The organism is Megasphaera sp. SC8-1 (assembly GCF_024436295.1).
In the GTDB taxonomy this organism is placed as follows: domain Bacteria; phylum Bacillota; class Negativicutes; order Veillonellales; family Megasphaeraceae; genus Megasphaera; species Megasphaera elsdenii.
Genome location: NZ_JANFQH010000006.1, coordinates 14161 through 36884 on the forward strand (window position 1 = coordinate 14161; position 22724 = coordinate 36884).

A 22724-nucleotide genomic window follows, 5' to 3' on the forward strand; every position below is an offset into this window, starting at 1 on the left:
AGAAGGGGCTAATTTAAAACCATCACTTCAAACATCAAACATCATACTTCAAACATTATTCCAGTACTTCCAACAGGCAGTCGCCACTGATGATGGCCTGGCCTTTGGTAGCATAGATTTCGCCGACCGTGCCATCGATAGGCGACGTAATGGTCGTTTCCATCTTCATGGCTTCCGTAACGACTAACGGTTCGCCTTTCTTGACTTTCTGGCCCTTGGTGACCAGGACTTTGACGACAGAGCCGGACAAGGTAGCCCCGATGTCGCCGGCTTTGTCCGGATCGGCCTTGCGGCGGGTGACGGTCTTCATGTCGACGCTCTTGTCCTGGACCTGGATTTCACGTTCGGCGCCGTTGAACATGAAGGTAATGGTGCGGACGCCGCTGTCATCAGGATCACTGATGTTGATGAGGGTGATGATGAGGTCCTTCCCTTCTTCGATTTCAACGTGGACTTCTTCGTTTTTCTTCATGCCGAAGAAGAACGTCGGCGTATCGAGAACGCTGACATCGCCGTATTTCTTGACCGTTTCGTTGAAGTCCTTGAAGACTTTCGGATACTGGCAGTAGGCGTTGATGTCTTCATCTTCGTGCTTATAGCCGGCATCGGTCAGTTTCTGGCGGATCGCTTCGAAATCGACAGGAGCCAGGCTCTTGCCCGGGCGTTCCGTCAAGGGTTTCTTGCCTTTCAGGACGATCTTCTGGAGTTTTTCCGGGAAGCCCTGGTAAGGAATACCGATGCGGCCTTCGAAAAATTCGACGACGGACTGCGGGAAGTCGAGGACGTCGCCTTTATCGTAAACGTCCTGTTCGGTCAGGTTGTTCTGGACCATGAACAAGGCCATGTCGCCGACGACTTTCGACGACGGCGTAACTTTGATGATGTCGCCGAACATCATGCTGACCGTGTGGTACATCTTCTTGATTTCATTCCAGCGGTCACCGAGGCCGACAGCTTTCGCCTGCTGGCGCAGGTTGGAGAACTGGCCGCCCGGCATTTCATGCTGGTAGACTTCCGTATTCGGATAAGCATCGGCTTTGTCGACGCCTTTGTAGTACGGACGGACCGTAGCCCAGTAACGGGACAGTTCTTCCATGGCATCGACGTCGAGGTCCGGCTGGCGGTCCTTGCCGCTCAAGGCGTAGTACAAGGTGCTCATGCTCGGCTGGCTCGTGCCGCCGGCAAAGGCGGAATAAGCGACGTCGACGATGTCGACACCGGCGTCGATAGCGCGGTTATACGTGCAGATGGCATTACCCGAACCGTCATGGGTATGGAGATGGATTGGCAGGTCGACGGCATCTTTCAATGCCGATACCAAGCGGTATGCCGCTTCCGGTTTCAAGAGGCCGGCCATATCCTTGATGGCGATGATGTTGGCGCCGGCGTTCTGCAATTCTTTCGCCATGTTGACGTAGTATTTCAAATCGTATTTATCCCGGGACGGGTCGAGGATATCACCCGTGTAGCACAGGGCGACTTCGGCCAGTTTGTTGTTTTCCCGGACGGCCTGGATAGTGCCGTACATGTTGTCCAAGCTGTTGAGGCTGTCGAAGACGCGGAAGACGTCGATGCCGTTCTTAGCCGACAAGTCGATGAAGTTCTTGACGACGTTGTCGGGATAACTCGTATAGCCGACGGCATTGGCGCCGCGGACGAGCATCTGCAAGAGGATGTTCGGCGCTTTCTTGCGCATCTGGCGCAGGCGGACCCACGGGTCTTCATAGAGGAAGCGATAAGCTACGTCGAAGGTAGCGCCGCCCCAACATTCATAGGAGAAGAGATTCGGAAGTTTCTTGGAAGCCGTTTCCAGGACGCGGAGCATATCGATGGAACGGACGCGCGTAGCGAACAGGGACTGATGGGCGTCGCGCATGGTCGTATCGGTGAAGAAGACCTTCTGCTGTTCCTTGATCCACTGGGAGAATTTTTCCGGTCCCATGGCATCGAATTTCTGTTTCGTCCCGTCCGGATAAGCGCCTTCGACAGGTGTCGGCAGTTCCAAGGCTTCAAAAGCCGGTTTATCCTGATGGCCGGCGTCGGCATAGCCATTGATGGTCGTATCGCCGATATATTTGAGGAGCTTCGTGCCACGGTCCTGGACGACGGGCAGGTTGAACAGTTCCGGATGGTCATCGATGAAGTTGACGTTGTACGTACCAGCGATAAATTCCGGACTCTTGAGGACGTTGATCAAGAAGCCGATGTTGGTCTTAACGCCGCGGATACGAAATTCCTTGAGGACGCGGAGCATCTTCTGAGCGGCTTCTTTATGGGTCAGGCCATAAGTCGTCGTCTTGACCAGCAGCGAATCGTAGTACGGCGTGATGATGGCGCCGGTATAGGCATTGCCGCTGTCGAGGCGGACGCCGAAGCCGCCGCCGCTGCGGTATACCATGATCTTGCCCGAATCAGGCATGAAGTTGTTCATCGGGTCTTCTGTCGTGATACGGCACTGGATGGCATCGCCCAGGCAGCGGACGTCGTCCTGGGACTTGATGCCGATTTCATCGCTGTCCAGGGCATAGCCTTCAGCGACTTTGATCTGGGTCTGTACGATGTCGATGCCCGTAATCATTTCCGTGACGGTATGTTCGACCTGTACGCGCGGGTTGACTTCGATGAAGTAAAATTCACCGTCCGGCGTGACCAGAAATTCGACAGTGCCGGCATTGACGTAATGGACGTTCTTCATCAATTTCAAGGCTGCGTTGCAGATCTTCTGGCGCAGTTCGACAGGCAGGGCCGAAGCCGGAGCCGTTTCGACGACTTTCTGGTGACGGCGCTGGATAGAGCAGTCGCGTTCAAAGAGGTGGATGACATTGCCGTGTTCGTCGCCCATGATCTGGACTTCGACGTGTTTCGGATTAACGATGCATTTTTCCAAATAAATTTCATCGCTGCCAAAAGCCAGTTTGGCTTCCGATTTAGCACGGTCGTAGGCATCGCGGAGATCGGCCATGCGGTCGACCATACGCATACCGCGGCCACCGCCGCCGTTGACAGCTTTCAGCATGATCGGGAAGCCGACCTGTTTGGCAAATTTTTCGACTTCTGCATAGTTCATGACCGGGCCGTCGCTGCCGGGGATGTACTGGATACCGGCCTTCTTCGCCTGGATGCGGGCATTGATCTTATCGCCGAACATGATGAGGTGTTCGACTTTAGGACCGATGAAGATAATGCCTTCTTCTTCACAGCGTTTGGCCAGGTCCGCATTTTCAGACAAGAAGCCGTAGCCCGGATGGATGGCATCGACGTCATGTTCATGAGCAATGCGGATAATATCTTCAATATCTAAATATGCATCTACCGGTTTTTTGCCTTCACCGACGAGATACGATTCATCTGCACGGAAACGGTGCAGGGACAGCGAATCTTCTTTGGAATAAATAGCTACGGTACGGATTCCCAGTTCATTACAAGCCCGGAAAACACGAATAGCGATTTCTCCGCGGTTGGCAACTAAAACCGAACGAATTTTTTTCATGAAAATACCCTCCTGCTTAGAAAAATTAAGTCAAGACCGGTAAACGCACAGATGTCCACTCCCATACATTCACCGCTTTCTTCATTATAACAAAATAGGAAAACATTACAAGGGACGCACCCTGCGGATTTATAAAAATACTGTATACACGTCATGTTTTTCTGGCCTTTTCAGTCCTTCCCGCTGCTTTTCCTTTCTGTCATCCCGATGACGATAATTGTTCCTTCGTACAGTACAATCATCGGGATGGCAATGCACGTCTGGGTGAACATGTCCGTCGTCGGCGATACGACGCCGGCAAAGATGAAGGCCAGGAGGATGAAGACGCGGCGCTTGGCTTTCAGCATGGCCGCCGTCACCAGCCCCAGGCGGGACAGGACCAGGAGGACCAGGGGCAGTTCGAAGCCCAGGGCGAAAGGCAGGAGAAAGGCGATGAAAAACGATAGATACGCCGAGAGAGAGAACATGGGCTGCAACGACACCGTGGCAAAACCCATGAAGAACTGGATTGCCGCCGGCAGGACCCAGAAAAAGGCAAAGGCCGAACCGCCGTAAAATAAGAGCAGGGCCGACGGGATGAACCATAAGGCCGTCGTCACTTCCCCACCGCGCAGAGCCGGCCGCAGGAAGCGCCAGAACTCATAACAATGGATGGGCAGGGTGCCGAGAAAACCCGTAAAGGCAGCGACTTCTAAATAAGAAAAAAAGACTTCTGCCGGATTGAGGAAATACAATTTCCCGGCCGGAGCCGAAAGGACGGCGATGATATCTTCGGCGTATATATAGGAAATAATACTGCCCAGGAGCCAGGCTGCGAAGCAAACGATGAGGCGCCGCCGCAATTCCTCCAGGTGAAAAGTAATAGGAGCTCGTTCTTCAGACATGGGATTTCCTTTCAGGTGCATAAAAGGGCTTGTCGCACGACGACAAGCCCTTTAAAGTTGTTAGTGGCTAGCAGTTAGTTGCTAGAGGGTGGCTTTAAATTTGAAGTTTTTCTCTGCAAACTACAGACTCTGTGCTACAAACTATAAAGTAAACGGGGCCTCGCATGATGGCAAAAACCTTCGTGCGACAGCCCCATCTGCTACAAACTACAAACGCTGTACTACAAACTAACTATACATAATGTACGCGGGACGGATCGTAGCGGTCTTCGCGGGGTTTGTCTTCGGCTGTGGCCTGGGGATACCCCATGGCTACGATGGCGAAAGGCGTCAGGCCTTTGGGAACGCCGAGGGACCGGCGGACGAGGACTTCACGGGCCTTATACGGGGCGACGCCGAGCCATACGGCACCGAGGTCGAGGTGGACGGCTTCGAGCAGGATGTTTTCAACTGCTGCGCTGAGGTCGAGATTGACGAAAGCCGGGAAACGCATGTTTTCATCGCGGGAACAGACGACGATGGCCAAGGAAGCACCGGCAGCACAGCCAGCATAGGGACTGCAGTGGGATAAGTCCTGGATGACCCGTTTGTCGCGGACAACGTAAAATTCCCAAGGCTGCTGATTCCCAGCCGAAGGAGCGGCCATACCGGCGCGCAGTAACTGTTCTATCTTTTCATCTTCTACCATGGTCGGTAAAAATTTACGGATACTCCGTCTGGCAAAGATTTCATTCATGTGAATCGACTCCCTCCTATAATCATATGTCTATTCTATTATAACATATATAGATAGAAAGAAAAAGAAGTTGGAGAGGCTTCCATCACGAATGATAAAAAAAAGCTTGTCGCGTATGCGACAAGCCTCTTTGCTTGGTGCCGAGGGAGGGACTTGAACCCTCACGGTGTTACCCGCCTGATTTTGAGTCAGGTGCGTCTGCCATTCCGCCACCCCGGCATATCTCTTGTGCCGGGCACTTTGTGTTTCAGTGCTTGGCACAAGAAGAATTATACCATAACTAGCAGAATCGTCAAGTATTTTTTTGAACTTTTTTTAACTTAGTGGCCAGCCGGGACTTTTTCTTCCGAATCTTCGGCTACGACCATTTCTTCTTCCTTCAGATGAGCGAAGTATTTCTTCGTTTCGGCTACGACGACGCCCGAGAGGCCGATGAGGGCGATGAGGTTCGGGATAGCCATGAGGCCGTTTACGATATCAGCCAGGACCCAGATGACGTCGAGTTTGATGAAAGCGCCGCAGGCGACGAGGGCGATGAAGATGATGCGGTACGGCAGGATGCCTTTGACGCCGACGAGGTATTCGACGCAGCGTTCACCGTAATAGTTCCAGCCGAGGATGGTCGTAAAAGCGAACAAGGTCAGGCCGACGCAGAGGATAATGCTGCCGTAAGCCGGGAACGCCATGTTGAAAGCGGCATTGGTCAGGGCTGCGCCATTGACGTCGCCCATCCAGGCACCGCTGACGACGAGGACCAGGCCCGTCAAGGTGCAGATGATGATAGTGTCGATGAAGGTACCGGTCATGGAAATGAGGCCCTGTTCAGCCGGCCATTTCGTCTTGGCAGCAGCGGCTACGATAGGCGCACTACCCAAGCCCGATTCATTGGAGAAGACGCCGCGGGCGACGCCGTTACGCATAGCGACTAAGACCGTAGCGCCGAGGAAGCCGCCAGCTGCGGCAGTCGGCGTGAAGGCGCTGACGATGATCTGTTCGACAGCGGCCGGGATCTGATCGGCAAAGATGACCAGGAAAGCGACGGTAGAAACGACATAGATGACAGCCATGGCCGGGACGATCTTGGAAGCGACGCGGGCGATGGACTGGAGGCCGCCGATGGTGATGGCAGCGACGAGGATGGTCAAGACGATAGCCGTGTATTCGACGGGGATGCTCGTCGTCAGGCGCGTGATTTCAACGATGGAGTTGACCTGAGCGAACGTCCCGATGCCGAAGAAGGCGACGAGGACGCCGAAGAAGGCGAACAAGAAAGCCAAGGGCTTGTATTTCTTGCCCAAGCCGTTTTCGATGTAGTACATCGGGCCGCCGGCGATGTCGCCGTTCTTATCGACCGTACGGTATTTGACAGCCAGACAGCCTTCGGCGTATTTCGTGGCCATGCCGACAAAAGCAGCCATCCACATCCAGAAGATAGCCCCAGGACCACCAGCATGGACAGCCGTAGCGACGCCGACGATGTTGCCCGTGCCGACCGTAGCAGCCAAAGCCGTGCACAAAGCCTTGAAGCTGTCTACGTCGCCTTCACCCTGGTTCTTAGCCGTGAAGATGAGCTTCAGCGCTCTCGGCAGACGGAAGACTTGCAGCAAATGGAGACGGACAGTCAGCATCAGGCCGGTCCCGATGAGCAGGACCAGCAACGGCGGCCCCCAGACAAAACTATCAATGGCATTCAACGTTTCTAACATCTTTTCATACTCCCCTTTTGTTATGGTAATTATAATGACATGAAAAAAAGACCTATCATCATCACTCTGAAGATAGGTCCTAAGGGTCGCAGAAAAAAAAGAAAGGTCATTCTGCCAGCTCTGTCCTTTTGCCTGAGAGATTAGGAATCACTTCCTTGCACCTTCGGCGCCCAAACGGGACTCTCCAGAGTCGTGTCCACACACGGTCCCACCCCCTGAGGGGTACCTGAGAGTTTGACTCCGTCGGTAGGCCAGGCCTTCTCCCGTGTGTTTCGTTCACGCAATATGTATGATGTGATTGTTATTATAAACCGGCTTCTTAAAAATTGCAAGCCCTTTACGGAAATTTGTCCGTATTCAGCGCACTTTTTTTATAAATCAGTGTCCGAAAAGGCATAGGGCAGGAGCTGGTCCAAAGTGACGACGCACCATTCCCCTTTCAGGTTGGCCATGATGACCTTGGGGATTTGAAATTCGGCCATAACCTGCCGGCAGGCGCCACAGGGTGAACAAGGGCCGGGCGTATCGGCGACGATGGCGATGGCCGCCAGGTCCCGCTCCCCTTCGGATACGGCCTTGAAAATAGCCGTCCGTTCGGCGCAGTTGCCCAGGGGATAACTGGAATTTTCGATGTTGCAGCCGCCATATACTTTCCCCGACGCCGTCAGGACGGCGGCGCCGACGGGAAAATGAGAATACGGGCTGTACGAATGAGCGCGATATTGTTTCGCAATTTCAATGAGGGCTTCATCGGTCATACGGACAGACATCCTTTCAAGTGATCTATGACCCGGTCAGCCGTCTGCTGCCATTTGAGCGGCGTCAAAGCGATATGGCCCTGGCGGATGCAGGCGACGTCGCTGTCCTCAGGAGCCGTCGTCATGTCGATATCGCCGACGATGTGATAGCAGACACTGCCGTCGAGGTCGCGTTTCTCAGCGATGACGTTGTGATAGATCTGAACCGTCTGGGGCACGACGCGGACATTGTCCAGGCTGATATCGCCTTCAGGCGGCACGTTGACGTTGACGATGCCCGGGAAGCGGCCTTTCACGATGAGCTTCTGGACCAGGTCCCAGACGAGGTGAGCCGTCTGGACACAGCGTTCGTCCGTCATGCCCAGCATGGATACGGCAAAGGCCGGCAGACCGTAGTAAGGCCCTTCCATGGCGGCCGAGACGGTACCGGAATAGAGGACGTCGCTGCCCAGGTTGTAGCCGTCGTTGATGCCGGAAATGATGAGGTCCGGCTTGTCGTCTTTGAGGAAGTATTCCATGGCCATCTTGACGCAGTCGACAGGTGTACCGGACACGGCGATTTCCCGGATTCCCGGTACCGTCGATTCGTCACGGCAGTAGAGGGCCTTATTGATCGTCATGGAATGAGACGCCGCACTGCGCTGGCCATTGGGCGCAACGACAGTCAGGCGGCAGTCGTGGGATGCCAGCTCCCGTTTCAGCGTCTGAAGGCCCGGGGCCTTCAAACCGTCATCATTGGTCAACAAAATATGCATAGTCGAACTCCTTACTTCTTGTTTTCTTTCCGCAATAAGGCCGCGCTTTCATAAGACAGGGCCCGCGTATGCAGCGTGTGACTCCATTTCATCTTATGCCGGTCTTTGAAACCGAGGAAGTTGACGGGAATCCAGCTGTACATGAAAATCGGATAAATAATGAGATAAGCCCATGATTTCGGCGGCACTTTGATCTGCAAGAGGACGATGACCGGGATGAGGTACTGTCCGACGCCGATGATCGTCCAAATCTGGACGGGCACGATGGCATTGAGGATATTGGTGTAAAAAGGCAGGTAGGAATTGATTGAAGCCAGGACGGCATAAATCGTCGAAGCCATCATGAAGAACGGCTGGGACAAGGTAATGATGCCGTCGAGCATGCGGATGTTGCCGGTCTTGATGCCCCGGGCGAAGAGCTTGGGAATGAAGCGTTCGCCACAGTCACACTGGCCCTGGGCCCAGCGCTTGCGCTGGCGGCAGGACTGCATGAAGCCGACGACCTTTTCGTCATAAATGATGGCGTCGTGGGCCCAGCAGGTGCGGACGCCTTCCAGGAGGACTTTCATGGAAAATTCCATATCTTCCGTCAGGCAGTCACAGCCCCAGCCGTACTTGCGGACGATTTCCGTGGCGATGCACATGCCCGTGCCGCCCAGGGCCGTCGACAAGCCGATGTTGTACTTGGCCAAATGCCACATGTGGTTGATGAGCCAGAAGGCGATGGAAAAGGTACCGGCAATCCACGAGTCCGTCGGATTCTTAGAATCCATATAGCCCTGGATGACCTTTTCCCCCTTGCAGAGGTGGTTGTTCATTTCCCGCAGAAATTCCGGATGGACCAGATTATCCGCATCGAAGACGACGAAGGCGTCGTACTGCTTTTCCTGGGCCAGCATCTGCGAGAACATCCAGTCCAGGGCATAGCCCTTGCCGACTTGTTCCTTATTGGTCCGCACTTTGACGATGGCCCCGTGTTCACGGCAGATGTCGGCCGTATGGTCCGTGCAGTTATCGGCGACGACGTAGATGTCATACATATCCTTAGGATAGTTGAGCTGCTTCAGGTTGTCGATGAGCTGCCAGACGACTTTTTCTTCGTTATGCGCGCAAATAACGGCAGCGAAGGTATTCTTAGGCGCTACCGTAATGCGTTCCCGCCGCTTCATGAGGCCGAAGCAGGCCAGGATGAAATAATACAGGGAATAAAAAACGATGATGACCTGTATGGGTATCATGATGATATCCAAGATGTGTTCCATATGCGACTCTCCCTAAAGACTTAGCGAGCAGCTGCGACGTTCATGGCCGTATTGACTAACCCGAAGACGATGTACAGTAAGAAGGGCATGGTGATGACCAGATGCCAGTCGACAAAGGCCAGGACCAGGGCACCGAAGACCAGGGCGATAGCCAGGGCCGATTTGTGGAGTACGTCCGGGCTGGCCCCTTTGAAATCGGGGTTGTGGACCTTGCTGACCAGATGATAGCCCAAGAGGACGACGAAAATGGCCAGCAGCCAGGCCGGCAGGACGGCTCCGGAAATGACATACGTCGCGATGAGGCAGCCGCCGTTCGGGATAGGCATGCCCTGGAAATAGCCATGGATGACGCCGGTATTCAAGTTGAACCGGGCCAGGCGGATACCGCCGAGGGCGGCATAGATGATGGCCGGGATGGCGCCGATCCAGCCCAGGGACTGCAGCGAATAGGAATAAATCAAAAAGGCCGAAGCCGCCCCGAAGGATACGACATCGGACAAGGAATCGAGTTCCTTGCCAAAATCACCGGCGACGCCCAGAGCGCGGGCCGAACGGCCGTCGCAGGCGTCGCAGACCATGGCCAGCAGGATGCAGACACCGGCCCAGGTATAGAGCCCGTGGAGGGTCATGATCATACTCAGGACCCCGAAACTGAGGTTCCCTGAGGTAAACAGACACGGTATTACATTTTTCATTGGACAATCCTCCCTATGACTGATTCACCGCCGCGGACTTTATCGCCCTTCTTGACCGTGATTTCCACATTGTCGCGGACATAGATTTCCGCACAGGAGCCGAATTTGATCATACCGTACAGCTGGCCGTGCTGCAGTTCGTCGCCCAAGGTGACCCAGGAGACGATGCGCCGCGCCAGGATGCCGGCAATGATGGTGACCAGGATATCCGTATGGGCTGAATGGATGCCGATGGAATAGCGTTCATTTTCATAGCCGACGCCTTCTTTATAGGCCGGACGGAAGCGGCCGCAGGTATATTGCTGGAAATCGATGGTCCCGGCCAGCGGTGCCCGGTTGACATGGGCATCGAAGATGGACAGGAAAATGATGATTTTCCGGCACTTCTGGTTGAGGTACGAATCTTCTTCTACGTCTTCGACGCCGACGACAGTCCCATCTGCCGGCGACACCAGGAGCCGTTCATCAGCCGGTATGGTCCGGCTGGGATTTCGGAAGAAATAGGTAAAATACCCGGCCAGCAGCAACGGCAGGACCGCCACATAGGCATTGAGGAAATATCCGGCGGCGACAGCCAGCAACAGGGGCACGATAATGAAGGGGTATCCGTCTTCTACGATATAAGGTTTGTTCAAGACATCACTTTTCAACTCATCACCTCATCACTTAGCCCGGCCGCCCAGCTTGACAGCCGCGACGAATTTCGGCAGCGCCAGCATGCGCTTGAACCGGGTCGGCTCTTTCAACAGGCGATAGAGCCATTCCAGGCGGTTATCCTGCATCCACTTCGGAGCCCGGCCGGCTTTGCCAGCCAGGACGTCGAAAGTCCCGCCGACACCCATGCAGACGCAGGGGCCGAGTTCATAAAGATGCTCGGATATCCATTTTTCCTGTTTCGGCACGCCTAAGGCGACCAAGAGGATGCGCGTCCCCTGGCTGCGGATATCTTCGATGATATCCTTTTCTTCATCGGCCGAAAAGAATCCCGAATGAGTCCCGGCGATATGAAGGGACCCGATTTGCTGCTGCACATTGGCCGCAGCCTGTTCAGCGATGCCCGGAGCACCGCCAAAGAGGTAGACAGGAGTTTGGCGTGCGGCTGCTTCTTGGAGCAGACTGCACGCCAAATCGACACCTGTCACGCGTTCTTTAAATTTCTTGCCCTGCTGTTCTGCAGCCCACAGGACGCCGGCCCCGTCGGGAACTACCAGGTCGGCATGCTGGAGGATATGGGCCAGTTCGCGGTCCGTCTGGGCCCGCATGACCATTTCTGCATTGGCCGTCGCAATGGAAGCGGCCCGGCCTTCGTCGATGCACTTAAAGGCCAGGTTACGAGCTTCTTCCATAGTGACGTTCCATATAGGGATGGACAAGATATCGATGGTACTAATCAACGTATCCCTCCGCCCTGCTTAGTTTACGCTGTAGTTCGGAGCTTCTTTCGTGATATTGACATCATGCGGATGGCTTTCACGAAGACCAGCTGCGGTAATCTGGATGAACTGCGTATTTTCAATCATTTCTTTAATGTTGTGGCAGCCACAGTAACCCATGGATGCGCGGAGACCGCCGACCATCTGGTAAATCGTGTCAGCTGCCGGTCCTTTGTACGGTACACGGCCTTCGATGCCTTCGGGGACGAGCTTCTTAGCGTCTTCCTGGAAGTAACGGTCCTTACTGCCACATTCCATCGCAGCCAGGGAGCCCATGCCGCGGTATTCTTTGTAGCTGCGGCCCTGGTAGATGACCGTTTCGCCCGGGCTTTCTTCCGTGCCGGCCAGGAGGTTGCCCATCATGACGACGTTGCCACCGGCAGCGATGGCTTTGGCCATATCACCGGAATATTTGATGCCGCCGTCGGCGATGATGGGGATACCATAGCGCTGAGCGACTTTAGCACATTCATAGACGGCTGTGATCTGCGGTACGCCGATACCAGCGACGATACGGGTCGTGCAGATGGAGCCAGGGCCGATGCCGACTTTGACAGCGTCGACGCCACATTCGATGAGGGCTTCCGTAGCGGCGCCCGTAGCGACGTTGCCGGCGATGACCGGGAGGTGCGGATACATCTTCTTGATTTCTTTCAGCGTATTGAGGACGCCCAGGGAATGGCCGTGAGCCGTATCGATGACGACGACGTCGACTTTGGCTGCGACGAGGGCATCGAGGCGGTCCGTCATGTCATGGGTTACGCCGACAGCAGCGGCGACCAGGAGGCGGCCATTACCGTCTTTGGCCGAGTTCGGGTATTTCGTAGCTTTTTCGATATCCTTGATGGTAATGAGGCCCTGCAGGTTACCTTCTTTATCGACAAGGGGTAATTTTTCAATGCGGTGCTTGCGGAGAATTTCTTTGGCTTCTGCCAGGGATGTGCCGACAGGAGCGGTAATCAGGTTTTCTTTGGTCATGATGTCACCGATGCGGCGGCTCATGTCTTCTTCAAAGCGCATATCACGGTTGGTGATGATGCCGACGAGTTTGCCATCGACCGTGATGGGGACGCCGGAGATGCGGTACTTGCCCATCAATTCATTGGCATCAGCCAGGAGATTATCGGGATGAAGGAAAATCGGGTCGATGATGATGCCGTGTTCCGACCGTTTTACTTTGTCGACTTCCCGCGCCTGGGCGGCGATGGACATGTTCTTATGAATAACGCCGATACCACCTTCGCGGGCAACGGCAATAGCCATAGGAGCTTCTGTAACGGTATCCATACCAGAGCTCATAATAGGAATATTCAGTTTGATATCGCGCGTCAGGTTCGTCGAAACGTCGACTTCCTTCGGAAGCACGTCGGATTTTGCCGGAACCAGGAGAACGTCATCAAATGTCAAACCTCTCATACCAAATTTATCAGATCTCATATTTGCACCTCTGTTTTGAAAAATATAAGAAACTAAGGGGAAATACCCCTAAATAGCTTATCCCTTATTATAACTGAAATCAACTCGTATGTACATATATTACAGAAAAATTTCTGTCAGTTATTTAAAAGTCCGGCAAAAGTCTGGCCAAAACGCCGCTTCAAGGCCGCCTCGGCCTGGGCCGTATCCTCGTGGTCCAGCCACCACTGCCGGGCTGCATCGCGGGCTGCCGCCAGGATGGGCACATCGCTCAGGATGTCGGCGGCCTTCAAATCGGGCAGTCCGTGCTGCATGTAGCCGAAGAGCTGGCCCGAACCGCGCAGGAGCAGATCCTTTTCGGCTAGCGTGAAGCCGTCATGTATCTGTTCCATCCATTTCAGGCGCTGCCGCGTCTCGTCGCTGCCGCCCTTGGCCATGAGGATGCAATAGGCCTGCTGGTCGCCGCGGCCGACGCGGCCCCGCAGCTGATGGAGCTGGGCCAGGCCGAAGCGTTCGGCGCCGTCGATGAACATGACCGTCGCGTTAGGGACGTTGACGCCAACTTCGATGACACTCGTCGCGACCAGGAGCTGTATCTCCCCTTTCTGGAAGGCTTCCATGACGGCTTCTTTTTCTTTGCCGGCCATGCGGCCGTGGACGAGGCCGCATGGCCGCTTGGTAAAGACCTGGGTCCGCAGCTGTTCATAGAGTTCCGTCGCCGCCTGCAAGTCGACTGTCTCCGACGCTTCGACGAGGGGACAGACGACGTAACACTGCTGGCCCTGGGCCATGAGCTTGTCCATGAAGACATAGACCCGCCGGCGCAGGGCTTCGCCGACGGCATAGGTCTTGACCCGTTTCCGGCCCGGCGGCATCTCGCGGATGGACGACACGTCCAGGTCACCATAGAGGGACAGGGTCAGCGTCCGGGGAATGGGCGTGGCCGTCATGAACAGGGCGTGCGGCTCTTTTCCCTTCTGTTCCAGGGCTGACCGCTGGCGGACGCCGAAGCGGTGCTGTTCGTCCGTGACGACCAGTCCCAGGCAGCGAAAGGCCACGTCGTCCTGGATGAGGGCATGGGTCCCGATGAGGATGTCGATCCGGCCGTCAGCCAGGTCGGCTAGCAGCTGCTTCCTCTCTTTGGTCGTCGTCCGGCCGGTCAGCAAGGCGATGCGCACGTCCAGGCCCTGGAAGAGGCGGCAAAATTCATCGTAATGCTGGGCCGCCAGGATACCCGTCGGCGCCATGAGGGCCCCTTGATAGCCATTCTCGACGATTTTCGCCAGGGCCAGGGCGGCGACGACGGTCTTGCCCGAGCCGACATCGCCCTGGACCAGGCGCTGCATGGGGACTTCGCTTTCCATGTCGGCCTGGATATCGAGGAAGGCCTGGGTCTGGCCTTTCGTCAGGGTAAAGGGCAGGTGCTCATAAAAGGTCTTGAGCAGCTTGCCATTGGGACCGCATTTGAGGCCTTGGCGCTTGCCTTCATGGCGCCGACGCAGGAGCAGGCCGAGCTGCATGTCGAAGAGCTCTTCAAAGGCCAGCTGGCGCCGGGCCTGTTCCCGTTTCTCCATAGAATCGGGAAAGTGTATCTGCTCATAGGCTTCGAGCGTCGGCATGGCGGCAAAGGGCGACTGGCGGCAGCCGTCCCAGCCCGGCAGGATGTCCAGATGCTCCCTGGCCAGGTCCAGGGCCTGGCGCACGGCTTTGCGGATATCCTGCTGGCGCAGGCCATCGGTCAGGCCGTACAGGGGGACGAAGCCCTCGCCTTCGGCCCGCCCTTCTTCCGTGTCAGGCCCATTCATCTGGCGGCGGCCATAAGCCCATTCCAGCTTGCCAAAAGCCGTCAAAGTCATGCCCACGCGGAACTGGCGTTTCTTGAAAGCCTGGTTGAACCAGACCAGCTCGGCCGCCCCCGTCCCGTCGCTAACCATAACTTTCAACAGCGACAGGCCCCGGCGGGGCCGCATTTCCTGGACTGACGCGACGGTCCCGCAGAGGACCAGGGACTTCCCCGTCCCGCACGGGGCCTGGCCGATGGGCCAGATATGGCTGCGGTCTTCGTAGTCGCGGGGAAAATATTGCAGCAAGTCGGACACCGTCGCCAGATGAAGCCGGGCAAACAGGGCTTCTTTGCGCGGTCCGATGCCCTTGAGATTGCGAATAGAAAAATTCATACAAAAAAACTCCTTGTCAAATATTCGTTTTTATTGTATCATATTTCGTAGGCTTTTTATAAAAAATAAAACTTGCTTTACCTAATAATCTGTGATAAGATTTATATGTTGTACTGTGATGGTGCAGGGAGGTGTAACCAATGGCAAACTTTTGCGAAATCTGTGGTAAAGGAACAATGAGCGGCATGAATGTCAGCCATTCCCACTTGAAAACGAAAAAAACCTGGAAACCGAATATCCAGCGTGTCCGCGCTGTCGTCGACGGCGAAGTAAAACGAGTTAATGTTTGCACTCGTTGCCTTCGTTCCGGTAAAGTCCAGCGTGATGTTTAAGGATGATAAAAAAAGCGTTGTCTGTGAAGACAACGCTTTTTTTAGTGGCTCGTGGCGCCCCTACATGCGGCCCGCAAACGGCGAACGGCGGGACGCCCTTTGAGCGTCCCCTACATGCATATGTATCTTGCCAGGCGGGCCGCCCGGTCTTCGATTCCTTCGTTCTGGAGGATGCTCTTGGGGGCATTGGCCGTTTCGATGAGGGCAAAGTACGGCGGCAGGATGAAGTTCTTGTTGCAGTTCATGGCGTCGATGACCTGTTCGGCTACAATGTCGCCGCCGCTGTAGCCGGAAACGACCAGGGCATAGACTTCCTTTCTGGCAAAGGCCGCTTCTTCCTTGCGGAACAAGGCCGTCAGCCTGTTGAAGAAAGCCATGATGTTGGCGCTGACGGCGTCGTTATAATTCGGGCAGACCAGGACGATGACGTCGCCCTTGCGGACAGCGGGATAGACTTTTTCCACCATGACGCCGCCGTAGAAACAGTCCCCTTTTTCACCGAAATGGAGGCACGTTTCATAGCTGCAGCCCCGGCAGTCGACGACGGTCCCGTTGCGCAGGGAAATCTCCGTGACCCGGGCCTTCCCCTGCAGATGGCGCTGCACCATTTCCCAGAGTAGGAGCGTGTTCGACGTGCGGCGGCTGCTGGCGTGGAGGACGACGACGTCCTTAGTCTTCCCGGTCCCGTCGGGCCGGGTGAAAGCCAGCAGTTTACTGACCAGGCGGCCGGCACTGACGGCGTAGGCTTCCTCATTGGAAAGGCCCTGGATCTGAGCCTGGGTATTAAAATTATAAAGGGATCCCGTAGCCTCGACGAGAGGCTTGCCGGGAAAGATACAGCCGGCCTGATTGGCAAAGAAAATCAGCTCCCGGCCTATTTTTTTTGTAAAAAACTCCCCCTGCCCGTCGACGAGGACGGCACCGCGGCAGCCGGCCAGACAATGGCGGTGGCGGACCAGACAGGATACGAGGTGGACATAGGACAGGCTAACGCCGGCCTTGGGCAGGGCGACGGCGAAGAGGACGGCTGTCCCCTCTTTTTCGGCCCGCGTCCGGACGCACCAGCGCAAGAAGGCTTTTTCCCGTTCGATGACCTGATACGTCCGCCCTTCCAGGGCCCGGCTGAGAACGCGGCCGATGCGCTCCGTATGACCGGCTTCGTCCCAGCCGACCTTCACGACTAACAGCATAGAACAGCCCCCTTCCTAGACGAGGCGGCTCAACGCCGTATAGGCCCGCTTCCAGCGTTCGTACAGGGCCGGGCAGGCACAGACGTCTTCATAAGTCACCTGGCCGCCGGCGACGCGGTTCTTGACGCCGAAAAAGGCTCCCTTCGATGCATCGCCGAGATAGACCGAGCCATAATGCCACTGGCCCCGCAGGGTCAGGATGATCGACAGGGCCGCTGACGACAGGGCCGGCGCGATATAGGGCTTATAGCCCAGGTCGCGGACGGCGATGTTGGCATGGACGACGAGGTCCGTCAGCTCCCGCGACAAGGCGTCGTCGTAGTCTTCCAGGCTGTCGGCGATGACCAGGTCCGCCCCATGGGGGCCAAAGGCCCGGCCTTCCGTCAGGTAGTGGGCAAAACGCGGATTTTTCTTGGCGTAATAGCAGGCCCGGGCATGCATGACGCCCAGGCCATAGCCCTGGATCTGGGCCGGATGGAGGCCCGATTCCGTCAAGAAGGCCCGGCACAAGGGGTCGACCGGATCCGATACGATACAGACCTGGCCGCCGAAGCCCGCCTGGCGGGCCAGGCCGGCATAGTGGGCGATGAGGCTGCGGTTGGCTTCGAGCTGGGCCATGCGTACATCGCCGCCGGCTCCGACAGGCGGCACGCCCTTGCTGGCACAGAAGATAAAGACGTCGCAGTCGAAGACGTCTTCTTCCCCGACGACCGTCACGGCTGGCAGGACCGGGTCCGGACAGCCTTCCTGGCCGGCAAAGGGATAGCGAATCTGGTTCATTTCCATTTCCAGACGGGCCAGGTTCTTCTCATTGATGTCGCACATGCCGACGGAAGCGATGACGTCCTGCCCGGCCAGGAGCAGTCCGATGAGCATGGTCGTCCCCACATCGCCTAAGGCGACGATGTGGACACGGGCTTTCCGGGCCAGCTGCGGTGCCCTGTCGAGAGGCATGGCAGACGCCCCGATGTCAGCGGGTAAATCGTGGATCCATTTATTCAAAGTCTTCATCTCCTTCTCCCCAGCGCAGGCGGATGAGCCGTTCGATATCGTTCTTGATGAACCGCGTCGGGTCCATGTTCTCATCGAACTTAACGCCGACGTCGATATCGGGGATGCGCGGGTACGTAATAACTTCGCCGAGCCGCTTCAGGGTCAGGCGCTTTTCAAACGTTTCCTGATAGACGTCCTGCAAGGTTTCCATGATGGACGCGGCGTTCTGCAGGCACGTCAGGGAATAGAGGTAATCGGCTTCGCTCTTCCCCTTGCCGATGAAGGCCGGCTTGACATAGGGCAGGACCAGGTTGATCGACGGGTTGCGGCCGTAACCGCTGTAGTTATGGGCATTGTCCAGGCTGTCGCCGCCGATGAAAGGATAGCAGTCCCTTTCATTGAGCCAGACTTCCAGGCTGGGCAGGAAATAGGCGCTTTCGGCACGGATGTTCTTTTCTTCCATCATATCCATGGCCTGACCGGTCATGACGCCGACCAGGACTTCTTTGATCTCTACGTCGTTCTGTTCCAGATAAGGCGTCAGCATGCGCATGCGATGGCCCTTGTGCAGGAGGTCGTCGATGAGGATGACCGGCCGGTTGAAGGACTTGATGGTCTTGACCTGGTTGTCGACGGACGAATAATGCTGACACTCTGCAATGGTAAAGCCCTTGACGGTGCGGTTGAAATACTTGTCGATATGGAGGCCCTTAGTGACCGTATTGGGCACGAGGACATCGCTCAGGGCCTTGCCGAAGGGGACCGACATGTACGGCCCGCGGCGCTTCTTCTTATCTTCGACGATGGAGACGCCGTTGATTTCAGCCACCTTCTTGATGATCTTGTTGTAAAAGGCACTCATGTTGAACGACAAGATGAGCTGGCCCGGATAAATGTGGTTCATGACCGACAGTAAGTTGTTGTGGGCCTCATAGATAGCCCGGCGGACGCGGGGATTCTTATTGAAGGGGTTCTTGATGGTCGTCTCGACGTCGCGGAAAATGACGATAGGCGACTTCATATTGACGGCGTAAATCGGCTGTTCCCCCGACGGAGCGATGTTGACGAAGCCCTGGCGGCGCAAGGCGTCGATGACCGTCGCTTCATAGCCGGCCGGGTCGACGGGATGGTAGACGGCATAGGCGAAGTCGCGGGCAATGAGTTCCGTCAGGATTTCCGTGATGATGATCTGGCTGACGTTGGCAATGCCGGCCATATCATCGGCATAGAGGAAGCCGATGCAGGCAATGCCGCCGTCGGCCGCGTCGCGGATGTGGGAGGCAATGGCCGAGTCGTGAAATTCGCGCAGCAAATCGCGGGAACCGACGCGATGGACGGCGGCATAGGCGATCATCTTCCGTTCCTGACTGGCGTCGTCGATGTACAAGGTCCAGACGTAATCCTTTTCGACATAGCTGTCGACGGTTTCCGTATGGTAGCCCTTGTCCCAGAGGGCACTGCAAATGGGCCACAAGCTTTCGGCGCCGCGCGGCTTGAAGGAACCGATGCCGATTTCCCGGGCTTCCAGGACGTGCTTATAGGCCGGTTCGCGCAGGTAAAGGTTATTGTCGTAAATGAAATTCTGGGCCACGGCGTCGATGAGGTTGGAAATATCTCGGTTGAGGTCGATGTTCTCGCGTATCTTCGTCGAACTGATGTCTTCGTAGAATTTGTCCAGCGTCAGGCGGATGACCTTGCCCTGGATGCCGTAAGTCTTTTCCGGCTGGTCCGTTTCCGGGTTTTCCCGGGTCTCCCGGGCAAAGGCGATGTGGTTCACCGTATGGATCGAATCGGGCGTCGGCACGGCCCGGTAGGCCGAGGCATTCTCGATGACGTCCGTCCCGACGGCGATGTACAGGTCCCGGCCGGCAAAGATTTCCTTGAGCTTCTTGATGTCCGCCGGATTGGCGATGTTGATGGGGATATCATCGGGGAAAGGATACATATTCTCTTCATCGGCGACGGACATATTCATGATCTTGCGGCGCATGAGCCGCGGCTGGGTATGCTTGGACCAGGAAAATTCATCGAGGGCCAGGTAAATATCGAAGCCCAGGTCGCGTATCTTGCAGGCCACGGCCTTATGGCCCAGGCTGAAGGGGTCGAAGGTCCCCGGATAGAAGCAGGGCTTGCGGCCCTTTTCGAAGGCAAAGGAACCGCAGGCAAATTCATGCTGGCTGATATAGCGGTAGATGTGGTTGAGCACGGCCGAATTGCTGTAGAAATCCAGGTTCTCTTCACTATTTTCATCGAGGAGGACCAGGAGCTTCTTATAGCAATGGCTGAACAAGAAATCCTTCCGCTCTTCCGGCATGATTGGGCTGTGGAAGATGAATTTCCCCAAATCGCGGAAGGCGTCGCGGCTCAGCTCCTTATTGTAATGGGCGTAGGCCTTGATCATGATGTACAACAGCTGGCGCTGACGTTTGTCGTTGACTGCCGGGTCCTGGGAAAATTCCTTGGCAAATTCATCGAAATGTTCCAAAATGATGCCGACCGTCTGGACCATGGACGAAGCCAGGGGGATATTGACATTGAGTATCTGCCCTTCGATAGTCTTGACAAATTCGTCAAATTCCCGCGGCGGCAGCTTGAGGATCATCTTGCCCAGAAACTCCGGCACGTACTTGGAGATCTGCGGGTCGCCGATTTCCAGGCCGTTGAACAGTTCCACCGTCAATTCGTTGCGCTGGGCATAGGTCATGGTAGAAGCGATTTTAAGCAGGCTGTTGCCGGCAGCGCGACGGACGAAAATGGATTCGCTCACCTTGAGAAGGTTGGTCAGATGCGTCCCCAGATGCATGACGCTGCCGGCGTTGCTCTGGCCGTCGATATAACGCAGCATGAGTTCCAGATTAGCTACTTTGACTACCCAATGGGTCCCCATCTTGAGGTCGACCAAGAAGAGATTGCCTTCCCGTTCAAAAAAGGCATCCCGCCCTTCGGGCAGGTCCATGACCGTCAGCAGGTCTTTATAATACAAATCGTCGGAATAGTCGGCGAAGACGTGGCGGGCACAGTTGAGGGCAGCGACGCGCAGGTTGAAGGAATCGCTTTCCCTCGCCGTTTCGATGAAAGGCGCCGCTGCCGCCATGAATCCGTCATCCAGATAAATCCGGTCCATATCGGCCAGGACCTTCAAGAGGATGATATACTCTTCTTCACTGTAGTTGCGCCGCTCGTAGTACGGCCCCATGATGGCCGTATAGCGGCTGCACTGGGACGGGGCGCAGCGCTGCAGGACGGCTGAGATGAATGTACTCAGGCAATAGCCGATCCACAATTTATGCTGTTCTGTGAAGCGGATGTCCGGACAGATGATGCGGTCCAGGTAGGTCGTGAACAAGGACAGGTTGGTCACGGATTTCGCCGGCAGGGAGACGCCTTCGGGCAGTTCCTTCGTATACGTATCGTTGAAGTTGGCAATGATGCGCCCCATGAGAGCGGCTGCCTGCAGGCGGATATCCCCTTCGCGGTGGGACAAGAGCTCGTAGAGGAACTTCAAGGTCATGAGTTTCTGATGTTCCGTCATGTACGTCGAATATTCCTCGAAAATGCCGATATACGTGCGGACATTCTTCCACAGCCGTTCGCTGCGGGCCGCTTCGATGAGGTTGCCGAAATCGCTTTCATCGCGGAAGATGCTCATGAGGCGGATATTGTGGTCGATGGCGGCATATTTGAGCTGGTCAATGACGTCGTTGCCTTCGAGGAGGACCTTTTCCCGATGGACGGGCTGCGGCGGGTCGGCCGGCTGCCAGGCAAAGTCCGCCGGCAGTTCCGTGACGACGCCGTGTTCTTCCATAAAGGCTTCAAAATCCGCCAGTTTGGCATAGACTTTCTGGTAACGCTGGCGCTTGGCTTCATCGACATTATCCAGTTTGCCTAAGATGACATCGAAGGCTTCGGCCAGGGAATAGAAATGGACGATTTCCTTGCCCTTATCATTGCGGCTGCTCTTGACGCGGAAGTCGGCATAGATGAGGAGCAGCGATTCGACGGACAAGTTTTCCAGCTCCAGGTCCCATACCGAATGGTTCGCCGCGATGTGGCCGATAGCCGGCAGGCCCAGGCGGCGGCAGCACATGCCCGTATAATAATAATGTAAATAAGGGACGCGCTTTTCTTCATTCTTCTTGCAGCCATATTTGCCGATATCGTGGCAGGCGGCGGCGCCGGAAATGAGGGCCACGTCGACGGGGATGCCGTTCCGGGCCAGCTGGCGGGCCGCATAGACGGCGACGTAATGGACGCCGCCGACATGACCGAGCGTATTGAACGGCGTAATATCGATGCCGATGCGCATAAATTCATAAATATAATCATCAGTGGCCAGCATCCGCAGGCGAAGGTATTCCTTGATGTAGCCTTTATGGGCGATTTCTTCCGCTGGAATGAGTGGCATGTCCTTTTTCGGATCAAAAGGCAATACGTTCCGTTCATAGTGATAGAGGCCGCGAAGGAGCTGCATAAAAATGAGGCAGCCCTGGCGATAGATATCCCCTTGGGCCCCGCGGCCTACAGCCGCTTCCAATTCCCGGTTCCCCTGACAGGACCCGGGGAACAGCCGGACCAGGACCCGCCGGTAGCAGCATTTCAGCCAACCTCCGGGCGGTTCCTGGCGAAGGCAATCCAAGTACGGCTGCGCTGCCGCCAGGACCTGTGGCGACAGGAAACGCCCATCTTCATCGCGGCATCCTTGCAGCTCATCGGCCAGGGCCCGCAGATGGCTGCGGCGGATCCAGGCCGTCATTTCCTCTTTGTCCATTCCCAGCGTCGCTAAAAAATGCCGGCTCTCCAAGGCCGCCGTCATGGACGTGAAAATGGCTGTCGTTGAATCTTTCATAACCTACCCCGCTTTCCTTATAGTCATAAAAAAAGGCTCGTCGCCGAGCGA

At 55.8% G+C, this 22724-nt stretch carries 16 protein-coding genes, 1 tRNA gene and 1 riboswitch; of the genes, 1 reads left to right on the forward strand and 16 read right to left on the reverse strand.

Annotation, left to right across the window (positions count from 1 at the left end; genetic code table 11):
* Positions 1-55: 55 nt before the first annotated feature.
* The 13 genes from NOS26_RS01435 to recG form a co-directional block, all read right to left on the reverse strand.
* Positions 56-3490 carry a pyruvate carboxylase gene (locus NOS26_RS01435; RefSeq protein WP_022497904.1) on the reverse strand — a complete coding sequence of 1145 codons (3435 nt, stop codon included), beginning with the start codon at positions 3488-3490 and terminating at the stop codon, positions 56-58.
* Positions 3491-3660: 170 nt separating this feature from the next.
* Entirely contained in the window at positions 3661-4374 is a 714-nt protein-coding gene (gene tatC / locus NOS26_RS01440; RefSeq protein WP_014014984.1) for a twin-arginine translocase subunit TatC, read from the reverse strand.
* Between the two features lie 232 nt (positions 4375-4606).
* Entirely contained in the window at positions 4607-5110 is a 504-nt protein-coding gene (locus tag NOS26_RS01445) for a nitroreductase family protein (RefSeq protein ID WP_014014985.1), read from the reverse strand.
* A 135-nt stretch (positions 5111-5245) separates the two neighbouring features.
* Positions 5246-5329 (reverse strand) — tRNA-Leu (locus NOS26_RS01450).
* 101 nt (positions 5330-5430) lie between these two features.
* Positions 5431-6816, reverse strand: a complete 1386-nt coding sequence (locus tag NOS26_RS01455) for a sodium:alanine symporter family protein (RefSeq protein WP_054335833.1) — start codon at positions 6814-6816, stop codon at positions 5431-5433.
* 110 nt (positions 6817-6926) lie between these two features.
* Positions 6927-7014, reverse strand: a riboswitch (glycine riboswitch).
* Positions 7015-7187: 173 nt separating this feature from the next.
* Positions 7188-7574: a cytidine deaminase gene (locus NOS26_RS01460; RefSeq protein WP_255917188.1), complete on the reverse strand. Its 387-nt coding sequence runs from the start codon at positions 7572-7574 to the stop codon at positions 7188-7190.
* Complete coding sequence (gene surE, locus NOS26_RS01465) at positions 7571-8329, reverse strand: 5'/3'-nucleotidase SurE (protein ID WP_014014988.1); 759 nt, start codon at positions 8327-8329, stop codon at positions 7571-7573. Before surE ends, NOS26_RS01460 begins: the two co-directional genes overlap by 4 nt.
* An 11-nt stretch (positions 8330-8340) precedes the next feature.
* Complete coding sequence (locus NOS26_RS01470; protein ID WP_014014989.1) at positions 8341-9591, reverse strand: glycosyltransferase family 2 protein; 1251 nt, start codon at positions 9589-9591, stop codon at positions 8341-8343.
* 20 nt (positions 9592-9611) lie between these two features.
* On the reverse strand, positions 9612-10286 hold the full coding sequence (locus NOS26_RS01475; protein WP_014014990.1) for a phosphatidylcholine/phosphatidylserine synthase: 675 nt from the start codon (positions 10284-10286) through the stop codon (positions 9612-9614).
* Entirely contained in the window at positions 10283-10936 is a 654-nt protein-coding gene (locus NOS26_RS01480; protein WP_014014991.1) for a phosphatidylserine decarboxylase, read from the reverse strand. The genes NOS26_RS01475 and NOS26_RS01480 overlap by 4 nt, the downstream gene beginning before the upstream one ends.
* Positions 10937-10948: 12 nt before the next feature.
* Positions 10949-11680, reverse strand: a complete 732-nt coding sequence (locus NOS26_RS01485) for a WecB/TagA/CpsF family glycosyltransferase (RefSeq protein WP_014014992.1) — start codon at positions 11678-11680, stop codon at positions 10949-10951.
* Between the two features lie 18 nt (positions 11681-11698).
* Positions 11699-13156 carry an IMP dehydrogenase gene (gene guaB, locus NOS26_RS01490; protein ID WP_014014993.1) on the reverse strand — a complete coding sequence of 486 codons (1458 nt, stop codon included), beginning with the start codon at positions 13154-13156 and terminating at the stop codon, positions 11699-11701.
* 116 nt (positions 13157-13272) lie between these two features.
* Entirely contained in the window at positions 13273-15312 is a 2040-nt protein-coding gene (recG, locus tag NOS26_RS01495) for an ATP-dependent DNA helicase RecG (RefSeq protein WP_169013842.1), read from the reverse strand.
* A 140-nt stretch (positions 15313-15452) separates the two neighbouring features.
* Here recG and rpmB point away from each other — a divergent pair, with 140 nt between their 5' ends.
* The gene (gene rpmB, locus NOS26_RS01500) at positions 15453-15644 is read left to right on the forward strand and encodes a 50S ribosomal protein L28 (RefSeq protein ID WP_014014995.1); all 192 of its coding nucleotides are present in this window, start codon (positions 15453-15455) and stop codon (positions 15642-15644) included.
* A 110-nt stretch (positions 15645-15754) separates the two neighbouring features.
* On the opposite strand, the gene NOS26_RS01505 is transcribed toward rpmB, so the two are convergent.
* From NOS26_RS01505 to NOS26_RS01515, 3 genes are read right to left on the reverse strand one after another with little or no spacing between them, the layout of a single operon-like run.
* A complete protein-coding gene (locus tag NOS26_RS01505; RefSeq protein WP_027894687.1) occupies positions 15755-16834 on the reverse strand; it encodes a flavodoxin family protein in 1080 nt (359 codons plus the stop codon).
* 15 nt (positions 16835-16849) lie between these two features.
* The gene (locus tag NOS26_RS01510) at positions 16850-17845 is read right to left on the reverse strand and encodes a lactate dehydrogenase (RefSeq protein WP_169013843.1); all 996 of its coding nucleotides are present in this window, start codon (positions 17843-17845) and stop codon (positions 16850-16852) included.
* On the reverse strand, positions 17829-22673 hold the full coding sequence (locus tag NOS26_RS01515) for a phosphohydrolase (RefSeq protein ID WP_169013844.1): 4845 nt from the start codon (positions 22671-22673) through the stop codon (positions 17829-17831). Before NOS26_RS01515 ends, NOS26_RS01510 begins: the two co-directional genes overlap by 17 nt.
* Between the last annotated feature and the right edge of the window lie 51 nt (positions 22674-22724).

What these genes read in the sequence shown, in the direction of transcription:
- NOS26_RS01435 (WP_022497904.1), bottom strand. Translation starts at nt 3,490, where the DNA reads ATGAAAAAAATTCGTTCGGTTTTAGTTGCCAACCGCGGAGAAATCGCT.
- tatC (WP_014014984.1), bottom strand. Translation starts at nt 4,374, where the DNA reads ATGTCTGAAGAACGAGCTCCTATTACTTTTCACCTGGAGGAATTGCGG.
- NOS26_RS01445 (WP_014014985.1), bottom strand. Translation starts at nt 5,110, where the DNA reads ATGAATGAAATCTTTGCCAGACGGAGTATCCGTAAATTTTTACCGACC.
- NOS26_RS01455 (WP_054335833.1), bottom strand. Translation starts at nt 6,816, where the DNA reads ATGTTAGAAACGTTGAATGCCATTGATAGTTTTGTCTGGGGGCCGCCG.
- NOS26_RS01460 (WP_255917188.1), bottom strand. Translation starts at nt 7,574, where the DNA reads ATGACCGATGAAGCCCTCATTGAAATTGCGAAACAATATCGCGCTCAT.
- surE (WP_014014988.1), bottom strand. Translation starts at nt 8,329, where the DNA reads ATGCATATTTTGTTGACCAATGATGACGGTTTGAAGGCCCCGGGCCTT.
- NOS26_RS01470 (WP_014014989.1), bottom strand. Translation starts at nt 9,591, where the DNA reads ATGGAACACATCTTGGATATCATCATGATACCCATACAGGTCATCATC.
- NOS26_RS01475 (WP_014014990.1), bottom strand. Translation starts at nt 10,286, where the DNA reads ATGAAAAATGTAATACCGTGTCTGTTTACCTCAGGGAACCTCAGTTTC.
- guaB (WP_014014993.1), bottom strand. Translation starts at nt 13,156, where the DNA reads ATGAGATCTGATAAATTTGGTATGAGAGGTTTGACATTTGATGACGTT.
- recG (WP_169013842.1), bottom strand. Translation starts at nt 15,312, where the DNA reads ATGAATTTTTCTATTCGCAATCTCAAGGGCATCGGACCGCGCAAAGAA.
- rpmB (WP_014014995.1), top strand. Translation starts at nt 15,453, where the DNA reads ATGGCAAACTTTTGCGAAATCTGTGGTAAAGGAACAATGAGCGGCATG.
- NOS26_RS01505 (WP_027894687.1), bottom strand. Translation starts at nt 16,834, where the DNA reads ATGCTGTTAGTCGTGAAGGTCGGCTGGGACGAAGCCGGTCATACGGAG.
- NOS26_RS01510 (WP_169013843.1), bottom strand. Translation starts at nt 17,845, where the DNA reads ATGAAGACTTTGAATAAATGGATCCACGATTTACCCGCTGACATCGGG.
- NOS26_RS01515 (WP_169013844.1), bottom strand. Translation starts at nt 22,673, where the DNA reads ATGAAAGATTCAACGACAGCCATTTTCACGTCCATGACGGCGGCCTTG.